This is a genomic window from Blastococcus brunescens, from assembly GCF_035320885.1.
GTDB lineage: Bacteria > Actinomycetota > Actinomycetes > Mycobacteriales > Geodermatophilaceae > Blastococcus_B > Blastococcus_B brunescens.
The window spans coordinates 2753206-2772211 of the sequence record NZ_CP141261.1 but is presented as its reverse complement, the minus strand read 5'-3'; the positions used below and the strand labels follow the sequence as shown (position 1 = coordinate 2772211).

13 protein-coding genes and 6 pseudogenes are annotated in these 19006 nt (G+C 73.7%); 8 read left to right on the top strand and 11 right to left on the bottom strand.

The features are described 5' to 3' along the window. Positions 1–4: 4 nt before the first annotated feature. Positions 5–343: pseudogene (locus U6N30_RS18460) on the bottom strand (glycosyltransferase family 4 protein); the annotation flags it as partial. A gap of 356 nt (positions 344–699) precedes the next feature. Here U6N30_RS18460 and U6N30_RS18455 point away from each other — a divergent pair. The 3 genes and pseudogenes from U6N30_RS18455 (at position 700) to U6N30_RS34145 (ending at position 2962) form a co-directional block, all read left to right on the top strand. Beyond that, positions 700–993, top strand: a complete 294-nt coding sequence (locus U6N30_RS18455) for a Dabb family protein (RefSeq protein ID WP_324273398.1) — start codon at positions 700–702, stop codon at positions 991–993. Between the two features lie 347 nt (positions 994–1340). Further along, positions 1341–1805, top strand: coding sequence for a hypothetical protein (locus U6N30_RS18450; protein ID WP_324273397.1), 465 nt, complete (start codon positions 1341–1343; stop codon positions 1803–1805). A 94-nt stretch (positions 1806–1899) separates the two neighbouring features. Then, positions 1900–2962, top strand: a pseudogene (locus tag U6N30_RS34145) (DUF4192 domain-containing protein). 31 nt (positions 2963–2993) lie between these two features. Here U6N30_RS34145 and U6N30_RS18430 read toward each other — a convergent pair. From U6N30_RS18430 to U6N30_RS32975, 6 genes are all read right to left on the bottom strand, one after another. Next, positions 2994–4181 carry a S9 family peptidase gene (locus U6N30_RS18430; protein WP_324273393.1) on the bottom strand — a complete coding sequence of 396 codons (1188 nt, stop codon included), beginning with the start codon at positions 4179–4181 and terminating at the stop codon, positions 2994–2996. Positions 4182–4403: 222 nt separating this feature from the next. After that, positions 4404–5057 carry a TolB family protein gene (locus tag U6N30_RS18425; RefSeq protein WP_324273392.1) on the bottom strand — a complete coding sequence of 218 codons (654 nt, stop codon included), beginning with the start codon at positions 5055–5057 and terminating at the stop codon, positions 4404–4406. A 50-nt stretch (positions 5058–5107) separates the two neighbouring features. Continuing rightward, positions 5108–5521: a hypothetical protein gene (locus U6N30_RS18420; protein WP_324273391.1), complete on the bottom strand. Its 414-nt coding sequence runs from the start codon at positions 5519–5521 to the stop codon at positions 5108–5110. A 28-nt stretch (positions 5522–5549) separates the two neighbouring features. Further along, positions 5550–5903, bottom strand: a complete 354-nt coding sequence (locus U6N30_RS18415; protein ID WP_324273390.1) for a VOC family protein — start codon at positions 5901–5903, stop codon at positions 5550–5552. A gap of 45 nt (positions 5904–5948) precedes the next feature. After that, complete coding sequence (locus U6N30_RS35565) at positions 5949–6080, bottom strand: hypothetical protein (protein WP_324273389.1); 132 nt, start codon at positions 6078–6080, stop codon at positions 5949–5951. Next, the gene (locus U6N30_RS32975) at positions 6077–6673 is read right to left on the bottom strand and encodes a metal-dependent transcriptional regulator (RefSeq protein WP_340371371.1); all 597 of its coding nucleotides are present in this window, start codon (positions 6671–6673) and stop codon (positions 6077–6079) included. The genes U6N30_RS35565 and U6N30_RS32975 overlap by 4 nt, the downstream gene beginning before the upstream one ends. Positions 6674–6931: 258 nt before the next feature. Here U6N30_RS32975 and U6N30_RS34140 point away from each other — a divergent pair. Then, positions 6932–8063 (top strand): annotated as a pseudogene (locus U6N30_RS34140) (acetoin utilization protein AcuC). 111 nt (positions 8064–8174) lie between these two features. After that, positions 8175–10732: pseudogene (locus U6N30_RS18385) on the top strand (bifunctional acetate--CoA ligase family protein/GNAT family N-acetyltransferase). Between the two features lie 152 nt (positions 10733–10884). On the opposite strand, the gene sigB reads toward U6N30_RS18385, so the two are convergent. The 3 genes and pseudogenes from sigB to U6N30_RS18370 form a co-directional block, all read right to left on the bottom strand. Further along, positions 10885–11871, bottom strand: a complete 987-nt coding sequence (sigB, locus tag U6N30_RS18380; protein ID WP_324273386.1) for an RNA polymerase sigma factor SigB — start codon at positions 11869–11871, stop codon at positions 10885–10887. 273 nt (positions 11872–12144) lie between these two features. Continuing rightward, on the bottom strand, positions 12145–12606 hold the full coding sequence (dtd, locus tag U6N30_RS18375) for a D-aminoacyl-tRNA deacylase (RefSeq protein ID WP_324273385.1): 462 nt from the start codon (positions 12604–12606) through the stop codon (positions 12145–12147). Between the two features lie 1090 nt (positions 12607–13696). Continuing rightward, positions 13697–13759, bottom strand: a pseudogene (locus tag U6N30_RS18370) (DUF305 domain-containing protein); the annotation flags it as partial. 562 nt (positions 13760–14321) lie between these two features. On the opposite strand from U6N30_RS18370, the gene U6N30_RS18365 reads away from it, so the two are divergent. From U6N30_RS18365 to U6N30_RS18350, 3 genes and pseudogenes are all read left to right on the top strand, one after another. Beyond that, positions 14322–14699: an ArsR/SmtB family transcription factor gene (locus U6N30_RS18365; protein WP_324273384.1), complete on the top strand. Its 378-nt coding sequence runs from the start codon at positions 14322–14324 to the stop codon at positions 14697–14699. 151 nt (positions 14700–14850) lie between these two features. Beyond that, positions 14851–15102 (top strand): annotated as a pseudogene (locus U6N30_RS34135) (AfsR/SARP family transcriptional regulator); the annotation flags it as partial. Continuing rightward, positions 15030–17873, top strand: coding sequence for an ATP-binding protein (locus U6N30_RS18350; protein ID WP_422677955.1), 2844 nt, complete (start codon positions 15030–15032; stop codon positions 17871–17873). The pseudogene U6N30_RS34135 and the gene U6N30_RS18350, both read left to right, overlap by 73 nt. Before the next feature lie 43 nt (positions 17874–17916). Here U6N30_RS18350 and U6N30_RS18345 read toward each other — a convergent pair whose 3' ends face one another. Further along, positions 17917–18987 carry a methyltransferase domain-containing protein gene (locus U6N30_RS18345; protein ID WP_324273383.1) on the bottom strand — a complete coding sequence of 357 codons (1071 nt, stop codon included), beginning with the start codon at positions 18985–18987 and terminating at the stop codon, positions 17917–17919. Positions 18988–19006 lie beyond the last annotated feature (19 nt).

Here is a 19006-nt window from a genome sequence, read left to right as displayed (position 1 = left end):
GGGTGGCGATGTCGCGCCGGGAGTTCTCCGACACCGTGGTGACGGCGTCCAGCCGGCGGGCCACGCGGGCCTGCATCCCGGTGAAGCCGTACCAGCGGTGCAGGGTGAGCCGCCGTCGCAGGGAGGGAGCGGCCGCCAGCTCCAGCCGGCGGTCGATCGCGATCGGGTGGTGGATGGTGGCGACGGTCGGGATCCCGGCCCGGGTGAGGCGCAGCAGCCCCCAGCCGAGCGACTGGTTGTCGTGGACGATGTCGAACTCGCCCGCGCGGGGAGCAGGTGCCGGGCGGCCCGCAGGCTGAAGGTCATCGGCTCGGGGAAGCCGGCCGTGCACATGGCCGCCCATTCGGCGACGTCGATCCAGTCGCGGAACTCCGAGGGCCGCGGCGTGCGGAAGGGGTCGGGCTCGCGGTAGAGGTCCAGGCTGGGCAGCGGCGTCAGCGGGACGCCGACGTCCAGCTCGGGGTAGGGCTGGCCGCTGAGGACCTCGACCCGGTGCCCCAGCTCGGTAAGCTCGCGCGAGAGCGCCCGGACGTAGATGCCCTGGCCACCGCTGTGCGGCTTGCTGCGGTAGGACAGCAGTGCGATGCGCAGCGACCGTCCCATGCCGGGGACTCTAACGAGCAGGACGGAGCACCCGGCTACCAGCCGGTAACCGTGTCCGCCGGGCCACCCCACCGGGCGACTGGCAGGGTGCGGGCCATGATCCGTCACGTCGTGGTCTTCACCTGGTCCCCGGACGCCGACGCCGCGCAGCGGACGGCGGTCGTCGAGGCCCTGCGCGGGCTGTGGGAGGCGGTCGGAGGCATGACCGCCCTCGAGGTGGCCGAGGATGCGGGCCTCTCCGACGGCAACGCCGACGCCGTCCTGATCGCCGACTTCCCGGACGTCGAGGCGTTCCACCGCTACGCCCAGGACGCCCGGCACCAGGCCGTGCTGACCGAGCACGTACGGCCTCACCTCGCCGGCCGGAGCGCCGTCCAGTACGAGCTCTGACGGCGGCCGGCGGGTCGTCGCAGGTCCTGCGCAGCGGTGAGGTTCGGTCGCATGCGCAGCTCGGTCCGACGCCCCGGTGCCGCCCTCGCCCTGGCCGCGGCCGTCGCGTCCGTGCCCGCCTGCGGGGGCGGGGACGCCGGCGAGGAGGCCGCTCGACCTCGGCCACCTCGTCCAGCGCCGAGGAGACCGCGGCTCCCGACCTCGCCTCCGGGCTGCTGCCGGCCGATGCGTTCGGCGCCGACGCCTCGGTCGTCGCGGTCACCGCCGAGCAGCTGCGGCAGGGCGCCGGCCTGGCCGCGGCCGGCGCCGAGGACGTACAGGTCGAGCCGGAGACGTGCGCGGTCGCCGTGGAGGGCACCCAGGCGCAGTTCGACGACTTCGAGGACGTCGCCGCGCAGAGCGCGACCACCGGGTCGTCCACCACCGTCGAGGTGCTGGTGCGGGGCGGCCCCACGGGGGACACCGTCGACCAGCTGGCCGCTGCCGCCGAGCGCTGCCCGCAGGCCACGATCACCGGGCCGCAGTTCGGGCAGGCGCAGATCACCTTCGAGTCGCTCCCGGTCGACGACCTGGGCGACGGCTCCGCGCTGCTGAGCTACACCACGGTCGTCACCCTGCCCGACGGCACGCAGGTCACGGTCCCGGCGCTCATCGGTGCCGTGCAGGACGCCGACCGGCTGCTGATCCTGATGAACCTCGAGACCTCGGCCCTGGGCGCCGGCCCCGCGCCGGGTGCCGCCCCGGTCGATCCGGCGGCGTTCGCCGACCCGCTGGCGCAGGCCTACGAGGCGCAGGCGGAGGCGCTCGACTGATCGTCCGACCGGTCGGCGTCCACAGTCGCCTGCGGCATCCACAGATCGCGCCGGCGGGTCCGCTGCGGGGGCGCCCGGGGTCAGGGTTTCCGGCATGGACGCACCCACCGGCCGGCCGGCTCGCCGCGATCCCGGACGCATCGACGTCCGGGTCTCCGACGTCGGCGAGCTCGCCGCGTCGATCCCGCACCTGCTGAGCTTCCGCCCCCGCGAGTCGGTCGTGCTGATCAGCCTGACCGGCTCGAGCGGACGCCGCGTCGGGGTGACGGTGCGCGTCGACATCCCACCACCCGAGCACTCCGGCGCGACCGCGCGCGATCTGGCGCGCAAGGTGCTGACCGACCGGCCGCGCGCCGTGGTGGTCGCGATCGTCTCCGAGACGCCGGAGCCGGGGACGGCACGCTCCCGCACCAGGATGTGGTGCGCGAGGTGGTGGTCGCACTGGCCGGGCACGGCGTCCCGGTCCAGGACGCCCTCCTGCTCCGGGCCGATCGCTGGTGGTCCTACGACTGCCCCGACCCCTGCTGCGCGCCCGGGCGGGGCACCCCCTGCCGGGCGGCGTGACCGAGCTGGAGGTGGCCACGGTGGCCTCCGGCATGGTGGTGGAGCCGGACCGGGAGGCGCTGGCCGCCCGGATCTCGCCACCCGGACCGGATGCGCGGGCGGCGATCGCCGAGGCCTGCGCGCGCTCCGCCGGAGCGCACGCCGACGACATCCTGCGGCTCGGTTGGGAGGCGGTGGCCGAGCGGTCCTGGGGGCGGTGCTGAGCGCTCTGGAGCGTTCGCGGCCGGGTGCGCGCGCCGTCCGGCTGACCGACGTCGAACTGGCCCGGCTGCTGTGGGGTCTCCGCGACACCGCCGTCCGCGACCGGGCGCTCCAGCTCGCCCTATGTGACGACGCCCCTGCTGCCGAGCAGCTCTGGACGGAGTGCACGCGGCGGGCCCCGCTCCACTGGACGCAGCCCCGCGACGCTGCTCGCGGTCAGCAGCTGGCTGCGCGGTGACGGCGCGATGGCCGACATCGCCCTGACCCGCGCCCTCGCCGGCTCTCCGGACTACGTGCTCGCCCGCCTGCTCGCCCAGGCGCTGTCGGAGTGCGTGCGCCCGGCGGAGCTGCGGGAGCTGATCGGGCGGACCGCGACCGACCGGACGGCCTGACGCCGGTGGGGGAGCCGACGCGGTGCGGGGGTCACAGCAACTCTGGGCGCTGCCATTCCCCGTCCAGCACGTGCTCGGCGAGGAACGCCAGCACCGTCGAGTACCAGACCTGGCTGTTCCCCGGCGTGAGCACCCAGTGGTTCTCGTCGGGGAAGTAGAGGAACTTCGACGGGACGCCACGCTTCTGCAGGTCGTACCAGAGCCGCAGCGCCTCGCCGACGGGCACGCGGTAGTCCTTGTCCCCGTGCACGACCAGCATGGGCGTGCGGATGGCATCGGCGAAGCGGTGCGGGGAGTTCTGCGCGTAGCGCTTCGGGTCGTGGAGCGGGTCGCCCCATTCCTTCTCCCAGAAGTACGCGGCGTCCGTCGTGCCGGTGAAGGAGTCGAGGTCCCAGAGGCTGGCGTGGGTGACGATCGCCCGGAACCGGTCGGTCTGCGTGGCGATCCAGTTGGCCATGTAGCCACCGAAGGAGCCGCCCATGGCGGCGGTCCGGGAGGCATCGAGATCGGGCCGCTGCAGCGCAGCGTCGACGGCGGTCATCAGGTCGGCGTACGGCGCGCCGCCCCACTCGCCCCAGCCCCGGCGCACGAAGTCCTGACCGAAGCCCTGGGAGAGGGCGGGGTTGGGCAGCAGCACCGCGTAGCCGCGGGCCGCCAGCACCCAGGGGCACCACCGCCAGGACCACGAGTTCCAGCTCATCAGCGGGCCACCGTGCACCCAGAGGACCAGCGGCGCGGGGCTGTCGGCGGATGCGCCCTCCGGGAGGACCAGCCACGACTGGATGCGGGTTCCGTCGGCGGCGGTGGCCTCGACCTCGTGCAGGGTCCCGGGCAGCCCGTCCAGCCGGCCCGGGGCGGGCAGGACGACGGGGTCCTGGAGCGGGGCCAGCGGGTCGAGCCGCACGGGCGTCGGGGGCGAGTCGTAGGCCGAGCGCAACGCGTAGAGGGCGCTGCCGTCCCGTGCCACCTGCAGGTCGCTGTAGGCGCCGTCGGCGGTGATGCGCACGGGGGCGCCGCCGTCCACCGCGACGCGGAACACCGCGTGCCGGCCGTCGTCGTCGGCGAGGAAGAACACCGCGGCGCCGTCGGCGCTGAACCGGGGCGCGCTGGGCCACCGGTCGAAGGCCGGCGTGAGGTCGCGGGCGGTCCCGTCGGACACGTCGACGAGCAGCAGCGTGTAGTCCGGAGGCTCCGTGTAGTTCGACAGCGTCTCGCGCACGCAGACCAGGGCGGTGCCGTCGGGGAGAAGCGGGGCGCGTAGACGTCGGCGAGCGGGTCGTCGACGAGCGGCCGGGTCCGCCCGTCGGCCGTCGTGGTGAGCACCACCCGGGTGCGCCGGCCGGCGGGGCCGTCGGGCACCTGCTCGGCGCGGGCGAGCACCCGCCCGTCAGGGAGAGGGCGAACTCGTCGCCGGCCCCGCCGGGCGGACCGGCCTCCGGGGTCAGGTCGCGCAGCTCGGGGGCCCCGCTTCGTCGGTGGGCAGCGGGCCGGCCCAGAACAGGTGCGCCGAGGCCGGCCCGAGGTCGTGGTCCCAGTAGCGCACCGGGTAGGCCTCGTGCAGGACCGCGGAGACCCCGGCGTCCGATCGCTTCTTCCGGCGCTCCTCGTCCGCCCCGGCGTCGGAGCCCCCGGGCATCGTCGCCGCCGAGACGACGACGTCGCCGGTGTCGGCGGCGACGTGCACTCCGGAGATGCCGCCGGGGCGGCTGAGCACCAGGCGGGCCTCGCCGCCGTCGGCCGGGAGACTCCAGAGCGCGGGCTTCGGCTCGCCGTCCTCGGTCGCGTCCGGGTCGGGGCGGGCGGAGGTGAACAGCAGCGATCCGTCCGGCACCCACGTCGGCGCGGACTCACCCGGGGCGCTGCGGGTCAGCCGCCGTGCGGGCCGGCCGGCGGCCGGATCGACCTCCCAGATCGCCGACTGCCACTTCTTCCGCTGCGGGTCCAGGGTCTGGACGGCGACGGCGAGCCGCGTGCCGTCCGCCGACAGCGCCAGCCCGCCCAGTCGTGGAAGGGCCACGAACCGCTCGAGATCGGCGAACGGGCTGCTCGGTGTCCCGCCCGCGGGCTCGCCGGAGTCTGCGTCGGTCGGGCTCACCGGGGCCTTCTCTCTCGAGGTCGCGGGCGGGTCGGGCGGTGCCGGCCACCCTAGTGAGACCGGCTGCCCCGACTGCCGGGGAGCACCCGAGGAGGGTGGTGCTCAGGACGACGGCGGGCGCGCCGACCAGCTCTCCAGGCCGACCAGCTCTCCAGGAAGGTCGCGGGGTCCAGGCGCTCCAGCTCGTCCCGGACCTGCGCCAGGAGCTCTCCGGCGTGCAGCGGCTCACCGGCGGGCTCGCGGAGCACCTCCGTGCCGTCGTCCCGCCGCGTCACCACGACGTCGTGCACGGACGGGGAGGGGAACAGGCCCGTGAACAATTCGGAGAGGGCCGCCCCGGGCAGCCGGACGCCCTGCAGCAGCCACCCGCCCGGACGGGATCGGAGGTCGGCGACGAACACGTCCGCAGCGCGGATGCCGTCTCCCGCACCACGGTCCGACTGGTCGTCCGCGGGCGGTGGCATGGGGTGCATCGTGACCGCCGGGCCCCGATCAGTCGCGGTGGTCCACGACGTTGATCACGGTGCCGTCCGGTGCCCGGAGGAAGAACCGGCGCACGCCCCACGCCTCCGTGGTCAACGGGTGCACGATCTCGTAGCCGAGCTCCCGGGCCTCGGCATGGGCGCCGTCCACGTCGTCGGTGACCACGGAGATCGCCGGTACCTCGGGTGCCGTCGCGTCGCGCGACACGAGCTGGAGGTCGGCGCCGGTGTTCGGGGAGGTGCAGCGGGCGACCCAGCCCAGGTCGAACTCCTCGACGCTCAGTCCGAGGAAGCCGGTGTAGAAGGCCTTCGCCGTCGCCACGTCCGGCACGTGGAGGTCGGCGATGATCCGGGTGACGCGCATGCGGCCCTCCTCACCGGGGCGCAGGGGATGGCCCCACGCTGCTGCTCAGAGCAGCGGCGCGGCCTCCAGCGGGGAGAGCTTCTCGTCGACGGCGCTGACGAACAGGTGCTGCGCCACGCCGACGGGGAGCAGCTGGTCGTCCAGCGCGACCGACCCGTCGACCAGGCGCGCGGTCATGGTCGCACCGGGCCGGATCCCCTGGTCGGCGAGGACCCGGAGCAGGTCGGTGTTCTCCTGCAGCTGCTCGCTGATCCGGCGGATGACCACCGGGCGGCCCTCCGCGGTGGCGGTCGCGCTGAGCAGCGTGAGCGAGTCCAGCACCGCCGAGGTCTCCCCACCCAGGGGCTCCTCCCGCGCAGCGCCTCCAGGCCGGGGATGGGGTTGCCGAACGGGGAGACGGACGGGTTGCCCAGCAGCGTGAGCAGCTTGCGCTCCACCGCTTCGCTCATGACGTGCTCCCAGCGGCACGCCTCCTCGTGGACGTCCGCGTAGTCCAGCCCGATCACGTCCACGAGCAGGCACTCGGCCAGCCGGTGCTTGCGCATGACCGCGGTCGCCAGCTGACGGCCCTCGTCGGACAGCTGCAGGTGACGGTCGCCCTCGACGGTCAGCAGCCCGTCGCGCTCCATCCGGGCCACGGTCTGGCTGACCGTGGGACCGCTCTGGTGCAGCCGTTCGGCGATCCGGGCGCGGAGAGGGGTGATCCCCTCCTCCTCCAGCTCGAAGATCGTGCGGAGGTACATCTCGGTGGTGTCGATGAGGTCGTTCACAGGTACTCCTCCGGGTCGGCGCAAGTCTACGGGGCCGCGGCGTCCCCGCCGGTCAGCCGGACGGGTGGTGCGGGCGCAGGCCGGCGCGCGGGCCACCCGGTAGCGTCCGGGGCCCAGGGTGGGTGCGCAGGCTCACGTCCGGCGGAAGTGCTGAGGGGGCGGGATGAGCGACGCGGTCACCGTGGTCTGGGACGAGTCGCTCCTGGGCTACACGATGGGTGGGGACCACCCCTGCACCCGGTGCGGCTGGACCTGACGATGCGCCTCGCCGACGGTCTCGGCGTCCTGTCCAGCGACCGGATCCAGGTGCTCGAGCCCACTCCGGCCGACGTCGACCTCCTCACGCTCGTGCACGACCCGGCCTACCTCGAGGCCGTACGCCGCGCCCCGGCCGACCCGGGCGTCGGCCACGGCCTGGGGACGGCCGACAACCCGATCTTCGAGGGCATGTACGACGCGGCCGCTCTCATCACCGGCGGCAGCGTGCTCGCCGCCCAGCGGGTCCACGAGGGCAGCGCGCAGCACGCGGTGAACATCTCCGGGGGCTGCACCACGCGATGCGCGACTCGGCGTCGGGCTTCTGCGTGTTCAACGACGCCGCGATCGCGATCGCGTGGCTGCTCGGCAAGGGGTACGAGCGGATCGCCTACGTCGACCTCGACGTGCACCACGGCGACGGCGTCCAGACGGCCTTCTACGAGGACCCCGCGTCCTCACGGTGAGCATCCACCAGACCCCGCTCACCCTGTTCCCGGGTACGGGCTACCCCGAGGAGACCGGGGACGCCGACAAGGCGCTCGGCAGCGCGGTCAACCTCGCCCTGCCCAACGGCACCGACGACTCCGCGTGGCTGCGGGCCTTCACCGCCGTCGTCCCCAGCGTGCTGCGGGCCTTCCAGCCGCAGGTTCTCCTCACCCAGTGCGGCTGCGACGCCCACCACGAGGACCCGCTCGCCGACCTCGCGCTCACGGTCGACGGCCAGCGGGCCAGCTACAAGGCCATGCACGAGCTGGCCCACGAGCTCTGCGACGGCAAGTGGGTGGTGCTGGGCGGCGGCGGCTACGGGCTGGTCCGCTGCGTCCCGCGGGCCTGGACCCACCTGCTCGCGGAGGTGGCCGGCAGCCCGCTGGACCCCGCCACCGAGATCCCCGAGTCCTGGCGGGAGGACGTCGCCCGGCGCGGCCTGCGCGCGCGTCCGCCGACCCACATGACCGAAGGCGGCTACACCGGCTTCTCCCGCTGGGACACCTTCACCGAGACCCGCGTCGACCGCGCGATCATGCGCACCCGCCGCGCGGCCTTCCCCTACTTCGGCCTCGACCCGGACGACCCCGTGATTGAGCCAGGACCCCCTTCCCCCGCCGCTCGCACGCTCGCAGCGGGACCCTGAAGGGGGCCGACGCCGCCGCCGCACTGGGAGGCCGACATCGTGGCCGCCGACGGTGGCACGGTCCACCTGCGCCCGATCTGCCCCGAGGACGCCGACGGCATCAACGGGCTGATGGAGCGCAGCAGCGACCAGACCCGCTACTACCGGTTCTTCGGCCCGATGAAGCGGTTGTCCGAGAAGGACCTGCACCGGTTCACCCACGTCGACCACGTCGACCGGGTGGCGTTCGTCGTGCTGCTGGGTGACCAGATCGTCGCGGTCGGCCGGTTCGACCGGTACCCGGGCACCGACGACGCCGAGATCGCCTTCCTGGTCGAGGACGCGCACCAGGGCCGCGGGCTCGGGTCCGTGCTGCTCGAGCACCTCGCCGCCGCGGCGCGGGAGCGCGGGATCAAGAATTTCGTGGCCGAGGTGCTGGCCCAGAACAGCAAGATGGTGCGGGTCTTCCAGGACGCCGGCTACAAGTCCGAGCGGTCCTTCGAGGACGGCGTCGTGCACCTGTCGTTCCCGATCGAGCAGACCGAGGACGCCCTGGCCGTGGCCTACGAGCGCGAGCAGCGCAGCGAGTCCCGGTCCATCGCCCGGCTGCTGCGGCCCTCGTCGGTCGCGGTGGTCGGGGCCAGCAACGACGCCGGCAAGATCGGCAACGCGCTGCTGCGGCACCTGCTCGACTACGGGTTCGCCGGCCCGGTGTACCCGGTCAACCCCGGTTCCCGGCACGTGCGCGGGGTTCCGGCGTACGCGGGCATCGAGTCGATCCCCGACGACGTGGACCTCGCCGTCCTGGCGGTGCCGGCCGACGAGGTGGCCGGCGTGGTCGAGGCCTGCCGGCGCAAGCGGGTGCGCGGTCTGGTGGTCGTCTCGGGCGGCTTCGGCGAGACCGGGGCGGAGGGCCGGGACGCCGAGCGCCGGCTGGTCGCGGCCGCCCGGGCGTCGGGCATGCGGGTGGTCGGCCCCAACTGCCTGGGCATGGTCAACACCGACCCGGAGGTCTGCCTCAACGCCAGTCTCGCGCCGATGATCCCGGGCCGGGGACGGGTGGGCTTCTTCGCCCAGTCCGGTGCGCTGGGCGTCGCGCTGCTCGAGAACGCGCGCAGCCGCAACCTCGGCCTGTCCACCTTCGTCTCCGCCGGCAACCGGGCCGACGTCAGCGGCAACGACCTGCTCCAGTACTGGGCGACCGACGCAGCGACCGAGGTCGTCCTCCTGCACCTGGAGAGCTTCGGCAATCCCCGCAAGTTCGCCCGGCTCGCCCGCAGCGTCGGGCGGACGAAGCCGGTGGTGGCGGTGAAGAGCGGTCGGCACGTGAACGTCACCCCGGGCCTGGCCGGCACCTCCGTCGCCGTGCCGGAGCAGTCGGTGGCGGCGCTGTTCGCGTCGGCCGGCGTCATCCGCGTGGAGACGGTGGCGCAGATGTTCGACGTGGGCACGCTGCTCGCCCACCAGCCCCTGCCCGAGGGCCCGCGCGTCGCCGTCGTCGGGAACTCCACGGCGATCGGGGTCCTGGTGGCCGACGCCGTCCTCGAGGAAGGGCTGGAGCTCGCTCACGACGCCCCGGTCGACATCGGGGTCGCCGGCAGCCCCGAGGAGTTCCGGGCCGCGCTGCAGGCGGCGATCGACGACGACGGGGTGGACGCCGTGGTGGCCGTGTTCCTGCCGCCGCTGCGGGCCGGGTCGCAGGAGTACGGCCCGGCGCTCCGAGAGGTGGCGCAGGGCTCGTCGAAGCCCGTGGTGGCCAGCTTCCTGTCCACCGAGGGCATCCCGGCCGAACTCGCCGTCCTCGACGAGGAGGGCATGCCGGCGCGCGGCTCGGTGCCTTCCTACTCCACCCCGGAACGGGCGGTCACCGCGCTCGCCAAGGTCGCGGAGTACGCCCGCTGGCGGCGGCGCCCGGTCGGCGAGCTGCCGGAGCTGCCCGACGTCGACGAGACCGCGGCCAGGGCGCTCGTGAAGCAGGTGCTGTCCGACGCCCCCGCCGGGCGCGAGCTCACCGACGACGAACTCATCGCGCTGCTGGCCGCCTACGGCGTCCCGCTGCTCGGTACCCGGACGGTGACCGACGCCGACGATGCCGTCGCGGCGGCCGGCCAGGTCGGGTACCCGGTGGTGCTGAAGTCGACCGCCCCGTGGCTGCGGCACCGCTCCGATCTCGGCGGCGTGCGCCTGGACCTGGCCGATGCCGAGGCGGTGCGCACCGCGTTCGCGGCCATCCCCTCGGGCGATCCGGTGATCGTCCAGGAGATGGCGGCGCCCGGCGTCGCGACGGTGGTGGAGATCGTCGACGACCCGTCGTTCGGGGCGCTGGTCAGCTTCGGCCTCGGGGAGTGGCCACCGACCTGCTGGGCGACCGTGCGTACCGAACGTTGCCGCTGACCGACCTGGACGCAGCGGAGCTGGTGCGGGCGCCGCGGGCGTTCCCGCTGCTCGACGGCTACCGGGGGTCCGAGCCGGTCGACCTCGCCGCGCTGGAGGAGCTGCTGCTGCGGGTCGCCCGGCTCGCCGACGACCTGCCCGAGGTGCTGCGGCTGACGCTGGAGCCGGTCATCGTCGGCCCGGCCAATCCGTGGCACGGCGGCCGCTCGCTGGTCGTCGCCGGAGGCAGCGGCCACATCGGTCCGCCCACCGCCCGCGTCGACCCCGGCCCCCGGCGCATGCGCTCGCCGGTCTAGCGCCGCCGTCCTGGGGGCACGCCGTCCTCCCTCACGAAAACGGATCCTCCCTCACTGTCGACGGCGAGGGAGGACCCCTCATGATCAGGGACCCTGATCATCAACGGCGAGCCCGCCCCTGGGCAGGGGACGGGCTCTCGGGGTGCCTGGAATCAGGCGAGGTAGTCGCGCAGGGCGTCGGCACGCTCGGGGTCGCGGAGCTTCGCCATCGTCTCCCGCTCGATCTGCCGGACGCGCTCCCGGGACAGGCCGAACTGCTTGCCGATCTGCTCCAGCGTCCGCGGCTGGTGGCCGTCCAGGCCGAAGCGCAGGACGACGACGTCGCGCTCGCGGTCCTCCAACGTGGAGAGCACGCTGCGCACGTCCCCCTTCATCATCTGGAAGGCGACGGCGTCCTCGGCCACGGCGGCGTCGGCGTCCTCGATGAAGTCACCGAGGCGGGACTCCTCGTCGGCCCCGACGGTCTGGTCGAGGGAGACCAGGTCCCGGCTGTACTCCAGCAGTTCGACGATCCGAGCCTCGGGGATGTCCAGCTCGAGGCCGAGCTCCTCCGCGGTGGGCTCGCGCTCCAGCTCCTGGTGCATGCGCCGGCGGGTGCGGACCACCTTGTTGACCTGCTCGGCCAGGTGGACGGGCAGCCGGATGGTGCGCCCGGAGTCGGCCATGGCCCGGGTGATGGCCTGACGGATCCACCACGTGGCATAGGTCGAGAACTTGAAGCCCTTGGTGTAGTCGAACTTCTCGACCGCGCGGATCAGGCCGACGTTGCCCTCCTGGATGAGGTCCAGGAACGTCATGCCGTGGCCGGTGTACCGCTTGGCCACGGAGACGACGAGCCGGAGGTTGGCCTCCAGCAGGTGCGCCTTGGCGGCCTTGCCGTCGATGGCGAGCGTCTTGTAGTCCCGCTTCTTGGCGGGCGTGAGGTCGGGCTTCTCGGCGAGGAGACGCCCGGCGTACAGGCCGGCCTCGATCCGCTTGGCCAGCTCGACCTCCTGCTCGGCGGTCAGCAGCGCGGTCTTGCCGATGGTGTTGAGGTACACGCGCACGAGGTCGGTCGACACCAGGCCACTGGTGTCGGGCTCACGTCGGGGTGAGCGCACCTCGAGGGTGTCGTTGGGGGAAGACTGCAGCAGCGTCACGATGGGTCTTCGTCCTTGCCTTCGTTTCGGATGCGTCCGCCGCGTCTTCGCGGAACGCAGCGGTGCTTCCAGGCTCGAGTGGGGGCGGTGTCCGGGTCTCCGGACCGGTCCCTGCCTCTTCTGTCCGATGTGGTACGCCCTGCACAACGGCTCGGGCGGGGTCCCGTGTTCCACGATTCGGTCGTTCACAGCAAACCGACAGGGAGTGGGTTCCGTCACTGCCCTTACCCGCCGGACCCGGTCTGCACGCGGAGGATGACCGGATCGTGACCGTCAGACCTCGAGCAGCAGCGTCATCGGCCCCGCATTGACCGACGACACCAGCATCCGGGCCCCGAAGACACCGGTCGCGACGGTGCACCCCCGACGGCGCAGCTCGGCGACCACCTCGTCGACCAGCGGCTCGGCCACCGCCCCGGGGGCGGCGTCCTGCCACGACGGACGGCGTCCCTTGCGGGTGTCCGCGTAGAGGGTGAACTGGCTGACCACCAGGACGGGGAGGCCCAGGTCCGCCGCGGACACCTCGCCGTCGGGGCCAGGAAAGATGCGCAGCTCGTGGATCTTGCGGGCCAGCGCCCGGGCGGTGGGGGCGTCGTCGGTGTGCGTCACTCCGACCAGTGACAGCACTCCCGCGCCGATCTCCCCGACCACCGCACCGTCGATCGTTACAGCAGCTGTATCGACCCTGCTCACGACGGCGCGCACCCCGCGATTCTCCACGGGCAGCTCGGGCACCGGGGCGGCGGATGTGCACGGTCGGCGGGCTCCCTCGCGCCGGTCGGGCCGCGTAGGGTTCCCGGCACGAGCCCGTGGCGCGTACCGGATGCCGGCGATTGCCTCCCTGACGTCGGCCGTCGTCGGCGGGTGAGGGGCGCCCATGGACGCGGACCAGGCCCTGCGGCCGCCTGCCGGGGCGATCACGATCGAGGCCGAGGCGCCTGACCGGCGGGTGCTGTGCCTGCGCGGGGACGTCGACACCGCGGTCGCGACGCGGTTCGCGAGCACGCAGCGCCGTGACCGGGTCGTGGTCGACGCGATCGACGCCGGCGCCGTGACGTTCGTCAGCTCCTCCGGGCTCGCCCTCATGCTCATGTGCGCCGAGGCCTCCGTCGCCGCCGGCCGTCGGCCGGTGCTGCGCAGCGCGTCCCATCAGGTGGAGCGGGCCCTGGAGTTGGCCGGGATCCAGGCCCTCTTCCTGCGCCCCGCGCCCCAGGACGGGGAGTTCTCCTCCGCCCCGGACGCGTCCGGTGGATCTGCCGCATCTCCGGCGGGGAGATCCCGCCCGAGCACCGGTAGGTCGCGAGCGTCCGCGGTGGCGGCACCGTCGTGGCCAGCTCGTGGGGTGCCATGGTGGTGGCCGTCCGGGTCCACCGATCCTCCCGGACGGGCTGCCGAAGGCGGCTGGAGGCACGCCTTCCTCGTCGCGCTGGCCGGACTGCTGGCGTACTACGCGGCGCTCGTCTGGGTCCAGGACCGGGACCGCCGTGCGCAGGAGGAGCTGGGCGGCACGCCGACCCGTGGCCGTTCTGGGCGAGTCCGGCCCGGTACCTCGTCCTCGACTACCTGCCGGAGCACCAGGTCCGGCGGTCGGCCTCGGGAACGCCGCCGTGAGCGTCTCCTCCGCGCCGCGCCATGCGAGCCATGCCGGGTCAGCCCGCCGGAGGACAGTCGCGCAGCGCGGACCCGCCGAACTCGGGGACGGGCCGTTCCTCGCCTCCTCGAGCGTCTCCGCCTCGCCGTTCTCCTCGATGTCCTGGATCAGCCACTCCATCTCGCTGATCTCGCGTTCCTGCGCCTCGATGATCTCGACGGCCAGCTGGCACACGCGGACGTCGTCGATGTCGGCGCGCTCGGACCTGGTGATGGCCAGGGAGTGGTGCGGGATCATCGCGCTCATCCAGTTGCGGTCGTCCACCGTGACCTGGCTCCGGTCGAGGGCGATGCCCCCACCCAGCAGCAGCAGGCTCGCCGCGACGATGGCGATGTTGCCCTTTCCGTTCTTGTACATGCCGAGCATCCAGCCGAGCATGATCAGCCCCATGGTCCCGCCCATGGTGAGCGCCATGAACAGGCGGCTCTCGCTGAACCGGACGTGGCTCCACTCCCACGTGCCGGCGAACATCGTGAAGTACATGACGACCATGGACGTGGTGATCATGGCGGCGAAACGCAGGTACATCGTCGCCTCGTGCGACATGCCGCCGCCGTGACCGTTCTGGTCGGCCTCGTCGATCCGCTTCCTCGCCATGGACCAGGTCTCCGTTCCTCGTCGTCGGTGTGCGAGCGCAGCGCCCGTCTGCGACGCCGCAGGCGTCGCCCGGATGCCCGTACGGTCGTACGGACAAACTCGCCGTATCCCTCCGTCGACGAGCCGCACGGCTCCCCACGTCGGCGGGCCGGCATAGCCGGAGTCCGTGCGGGCACTGGAGGTCCAGGAGGTGGATGTCCCGATGCCCGCGCCCGACCACGCGCACCCCGTCGACCCCGAGCGGGTCGCCCATGCCCGCGCCAGGCTCCCCGGCCGGGAGGAGACCGCACGGTTGACGAGCGTGCTGAGCCTCATGGCCGATCCGACCCGGGCCCGGGTCCTGTTCGCCCTCGACCTGGTCGAGGAACTCTGCGTCGGAGATCTCGCGCTGGCGCTGGAGGCCACCGAGGACGCGGTCGGCTACGCCCTGCGGCTGCTGCGCACAGCGGGGCTCGTGGCCAACCGGAAGCAGGGGCGGGTCGTCTACTACCGGCTGGCCGAAGGCTTTCCCGAGCCCCTGCGGGACCACTGCCTCCGTCAGCTGGTCGTCCTGTCGGAAGCCGCACCCGACGACGACTGACGAGCCCAGCTCGGCATCGCCCGGAATCCGGCGCCGTCGGGGCTCCTCGGGCCCGACCCGCTCCGCTCCTGATCGGGACGCCACTGGACCAGCGCGAGGAGAGGACGAAGGGCGCTCCGTCGCGGCCGGCCCCGATACCGTCGGCAGCGCCATGAACGTGCGGTCACGTCCGGGAGGGCCGGAGCTCCGGTTCGGGATCCTGGGTGAGCTGCGCGTCGACGTCGGCGGCCACGAGGTCCGGCTCGGCAGCCGGACGCAGCGCGTCCTGCTGGCAGCGCTGCTGGCCGAGGCCGGATCGGTCGTCCCGAACGACCGGCTGGCCGACATCCTGTGGGGCGACGGCCAACCCGACGATCCGGCCGGCGCGATCCAGACGCAGGTCTCCCGGCTGCGAGGGCTGCTCCAGCAGAGGGGCGGCGCGCCCGCCCGAGACGTGCTCGTCACGCGCCCCGGGGGCTACGCAGTGATCGTCGAGCCCGACCGGATCGACGCCGGTCGCTTCGAGCGGCTGGTCGGCGAGGCGCGCGCCGCCGCGGCACCGCATGCCGGTGTCGAGCTGACGGGGAGGCGCTGGGGCTGTGGCGGGGACCGCCCTTGCCGGAGCTCGAGCACGAGCGCGCGCTCGTGGAGGGAACACGTCTGGCGGAGCTGCGCTGGGCGGCGGTGGAGCTCCGCGCCGAAGCGCTGCTGATCCTGGGGCGCCACGCGGATGTCGTGGCAGAACTCGAGGTGCCGATCGCCGGCAATCCGCTCCGCGAGCAGCTCCGCGGCCTGCTGATGGTGGCGCTGTACCGCACCGGACGGCAGGCGGACGCGCTCGCCGTCTACCGGGACCTGCGCGACACGCTGGTCGGGGACCTGGGGATCGAGCCGTCGGCGGCCTTGCGCGAGCTCGAGCGGGCGATCCTCGACCAGAGCGAGCACCTCCCGTGGCCGGCCCCGTCGGTCGAGGGCGGGGTGGACGTGCGCCGGTCGGCAGGAGGGCAGCGTGCGTCGAGGGGGACGATCGGCACCCTGCCCGGGGAGGTGACGAGCTTCGTCGGTCGGCAGGCGGATCTCCGGGGCGTTGCGGCAGCGCTGGCGGAGAACCGGGTCGTGGTCCTGACCGGCGTGGGTGGGGTGGGCAAGAGCCGGCTGGCCCGGCACGTCGCCCGCGAACTGGCCGAGGACTACGCCGACGGCGTGGTGCTCTGCGACCTCGTCGGTGCCGACGACTCGAGTGGGGTGCCCGACGTCGTCGCGACCGCGCTGGGTGTGCTGCCGTCCGAGCGCGGCGCGATCGACGGCCTGTCCGAGGTCCTCCGGGCCCAGCAGGTGCTCTTGGTGGTCGACAATTGCGAACACGTCCTGGCGGGCGCGTCCGGTCTGGTGAATCGGCTCCGGGATCGATGCCCGGACGTGCGCGTGCTGGCCACCAGCCGGCAGCCGCTCGACGTCTCCGGCCAGCAGGTGTGGCCGGTCGCACCCCTGGACGTCGTGGAAGAGGGGCCGGGCACCGCGGTGCAGCTGTTCCGCGAACGGGCGGCGTCGGCCGATCCCACCGTCGTGTGGACCCCGGAGGACCGGGAGGACGTGCTGGAGGTCTGCCGCCGGCTCGACGGTCTGCCGCTGGCGATCGAGCTGGCTGCGGCACGGACGAGGTCCATGACTCCTGCCGACATCGCCGAGCGGCTCGACTCGCGGCTGGACGTGCTGACCGAGCACTCCGGCAGCGCCCCACCGCGGCACCGGAGCCTGCAGGCCGCCCTGGACTGGTCCTACGAGCTCCTCCCGGTCATGACGCAGCGGCTCTTCGATCGGCTCGCGGTGTTCGCCGGCGGGTTCGATCTCGACGCCGCGGTCCGGGTCTGCGCCGGGGACGGCGTACCGGCAGGGGCCGTGGCCGGCCGGTTGGCCGAACTGGTCGACCACTCGCTCGTGGCCGTCGACCGCTCGGACCGGCACGCGCGCTACCGCCTGCTGGAGAGCCTCCAGGCCTACGCCGAGGCCCACCTCGAGGAGCGGGGCGAGCTGCGGTCCTGGCGTCGCCGTCACGCCGAGCACTACCTCTCCCTGGTGGAGCACGTCGCGGACGGCCTGCGGGGTCCGGACGAGGCGCAGTGGGTGCACCTCGTCGACACCGAACTGGCCAACGTCCGTGCCGCGCAGAACCGGGCGTGCGTGTCCGGCCGGCTGGAGGTGGCACTGCGGCTGCCCGGTCTGCTGTGCGACTACGCGTACTACCGGCTCCGTGACGAGGTGTACGGGTGGGCGGAGCGCGCGCTCGAGCTACCGGGAGCCTCCGCCCACCCCGCCCGCCCGGCTGCCCTGCTCACGGCTGCGGTCGGCCGCATGCAGCGGGGTGAGCTGGACCGGGCGCTCGAGGACGGCGCGCGGGTGCTCGCGGCGACCTCCGACGATCGCCTGGTGCTGCGGGCCACGCAGCTGTCCGCGGAGATCGCCCTCTACCAGGGGCGCCTGGACGACGTCGACCGGCGAGGGGAAGAGGTCCTCGAACGGGCGCGCGCGGCGGGGATCCCTACGTCGAGGCGCTGGGCCACCTCTACCGCGTGCACGCGGCCGCCTACCGCGGGCAGCCGGAGCAGGCGCGGTCACGTCTCGACGCCGGTTGGCGGGCCGTGGAGAGAGCCGGCGCCCCGAGCCTGCGGGCGGGATTCAGCTACCTCGAGGGGAGATCCGGCTGGACGCCGCGCCCGAGGTGGCGCTCGCCGCCTTCTCCCAGGCCATCGAGGCCACCCGCCCGGTGGGCAACCGGTTCGTGGCCGGGGTGGCACGGGTGTCGGTCGCCTCGCTGGCGGCGCGGCACGGGAAGCCGGACGAGGCGCTGCGCGCCTTCCGCGAGATCGTCCACTACTGGCGGACGAGCGGCGACTGGGTCCATCTGTGGACCACGCTGCACAACCTCGTGGTCCTGTTCGAGCGCGTCGGCGCAGGCGAGGCCGCCGCGGTCCTGCACGGCGCGGTGCGCACCGCCACCACCGGCGCCGCGCCCTTCGGCGCGGACGCCGACCGTCTGCGCGCCGCAGCCGCCGCGCTGCGGCGGTCATCGGGGAGGAGGCGTTCGCGGCCGCCGAGACGCGCGGTCGGTGCATGAGCGACGTGGACGTCGTCACGTTCGTGGTCGACGAGATCGAGCGCCTGCTGGCAGCCCGGCCGGCCGAGGGGCGCGGGTAGTCCCCGGGTCGGTGGGGGCAGCGTGCGCCTCGGGATCTCTCGCCTACGGACGGGCCTCGAGCACCTGGTGGATCGGGGCCTCGGCGACCTTCCGGAACCGCGTGAAGCCGGCCTTCTCGAAGATCTCGCCGATCGCCGCGGGCCCGGCCTGCCCGCCCAGCGCGAAGCCGCCCTGCTGGGAGAGCGCATGGGGCGTGCAGACGAACGTGGACATGCCGTACGCGAGCCGTCCCAGCGGGTTCAGGTTGTCCTCGATGCGGTCACCGGAACGGATCTCGACGAGCATCACGGCGCCGTCCTCGACGAGCGACTCGCGCGCGTGCACGGCCGCTGACAGCGGGTCGCCGAAGTCGTGCAGGGCGTCGAAGAAGCAGATCAGGTCGTAGCCGTCGCCGGGGGCCGGGTACCCGCTCGCGTCCGCCACCTCGAACCGGAGCCGGTCGCCGACGTCGAGCCCGGCTCCGGCAGCACGTCGCCGGGCGGTCCGGACGGAGGCGTCGTGATAGTCGAATCCCGACACGGTGGCGTTCGGGAAGGCCTGGGCGAGCAGGATCGTCGACGCGCCGTGGCCGCAACCCACGTCGGCGACGTGCCCACCCTCCCGCAGCTTCGCCTGCACGCCGTCGAGCGCGGGAAGCCAGCTCCCGACGAGGTGCGTCCGGTAGGCAGGGGCGAAGATCGCTTCCGTGGACCCGAAGAGCCCGGGGCTCTGCTCGTGCCAGCCCACGCCGTCTCCCGACCGGAACGCCGACCGGAGTTTCTCCTCGATCGCCCAGACCGCAGCCATCTGCTCGAAGCCCGGCGCCAGGTGGACCGGGCTGTCCTCGTCGGCCAGCACCAGAGCGTGCTCAGGTGGCAGTTCGTAGGTGCCGCGCGCGGGGTCGTACTCCACGTAGCCTCCGGCCGCCTGGTCGGCCAGCCACTCCCGCAGGTAGCGCTCGTGCACCCCGGTGCGCCGCGCCAGCTCTCCGGGCGTCAGGGGTCCCGCACCGGCCATCGCCCGGTACAGGCCCAGCCGAGCGCCGATGTGCGCCAGGGCGGTCGAGACCGTGGCGCCGAGGTCGCCGACGACCTGCCCCACGAACCGCTCGACCTTCTGCTCGTCGATGGACATGTCCACTCCTCGTCCTCGA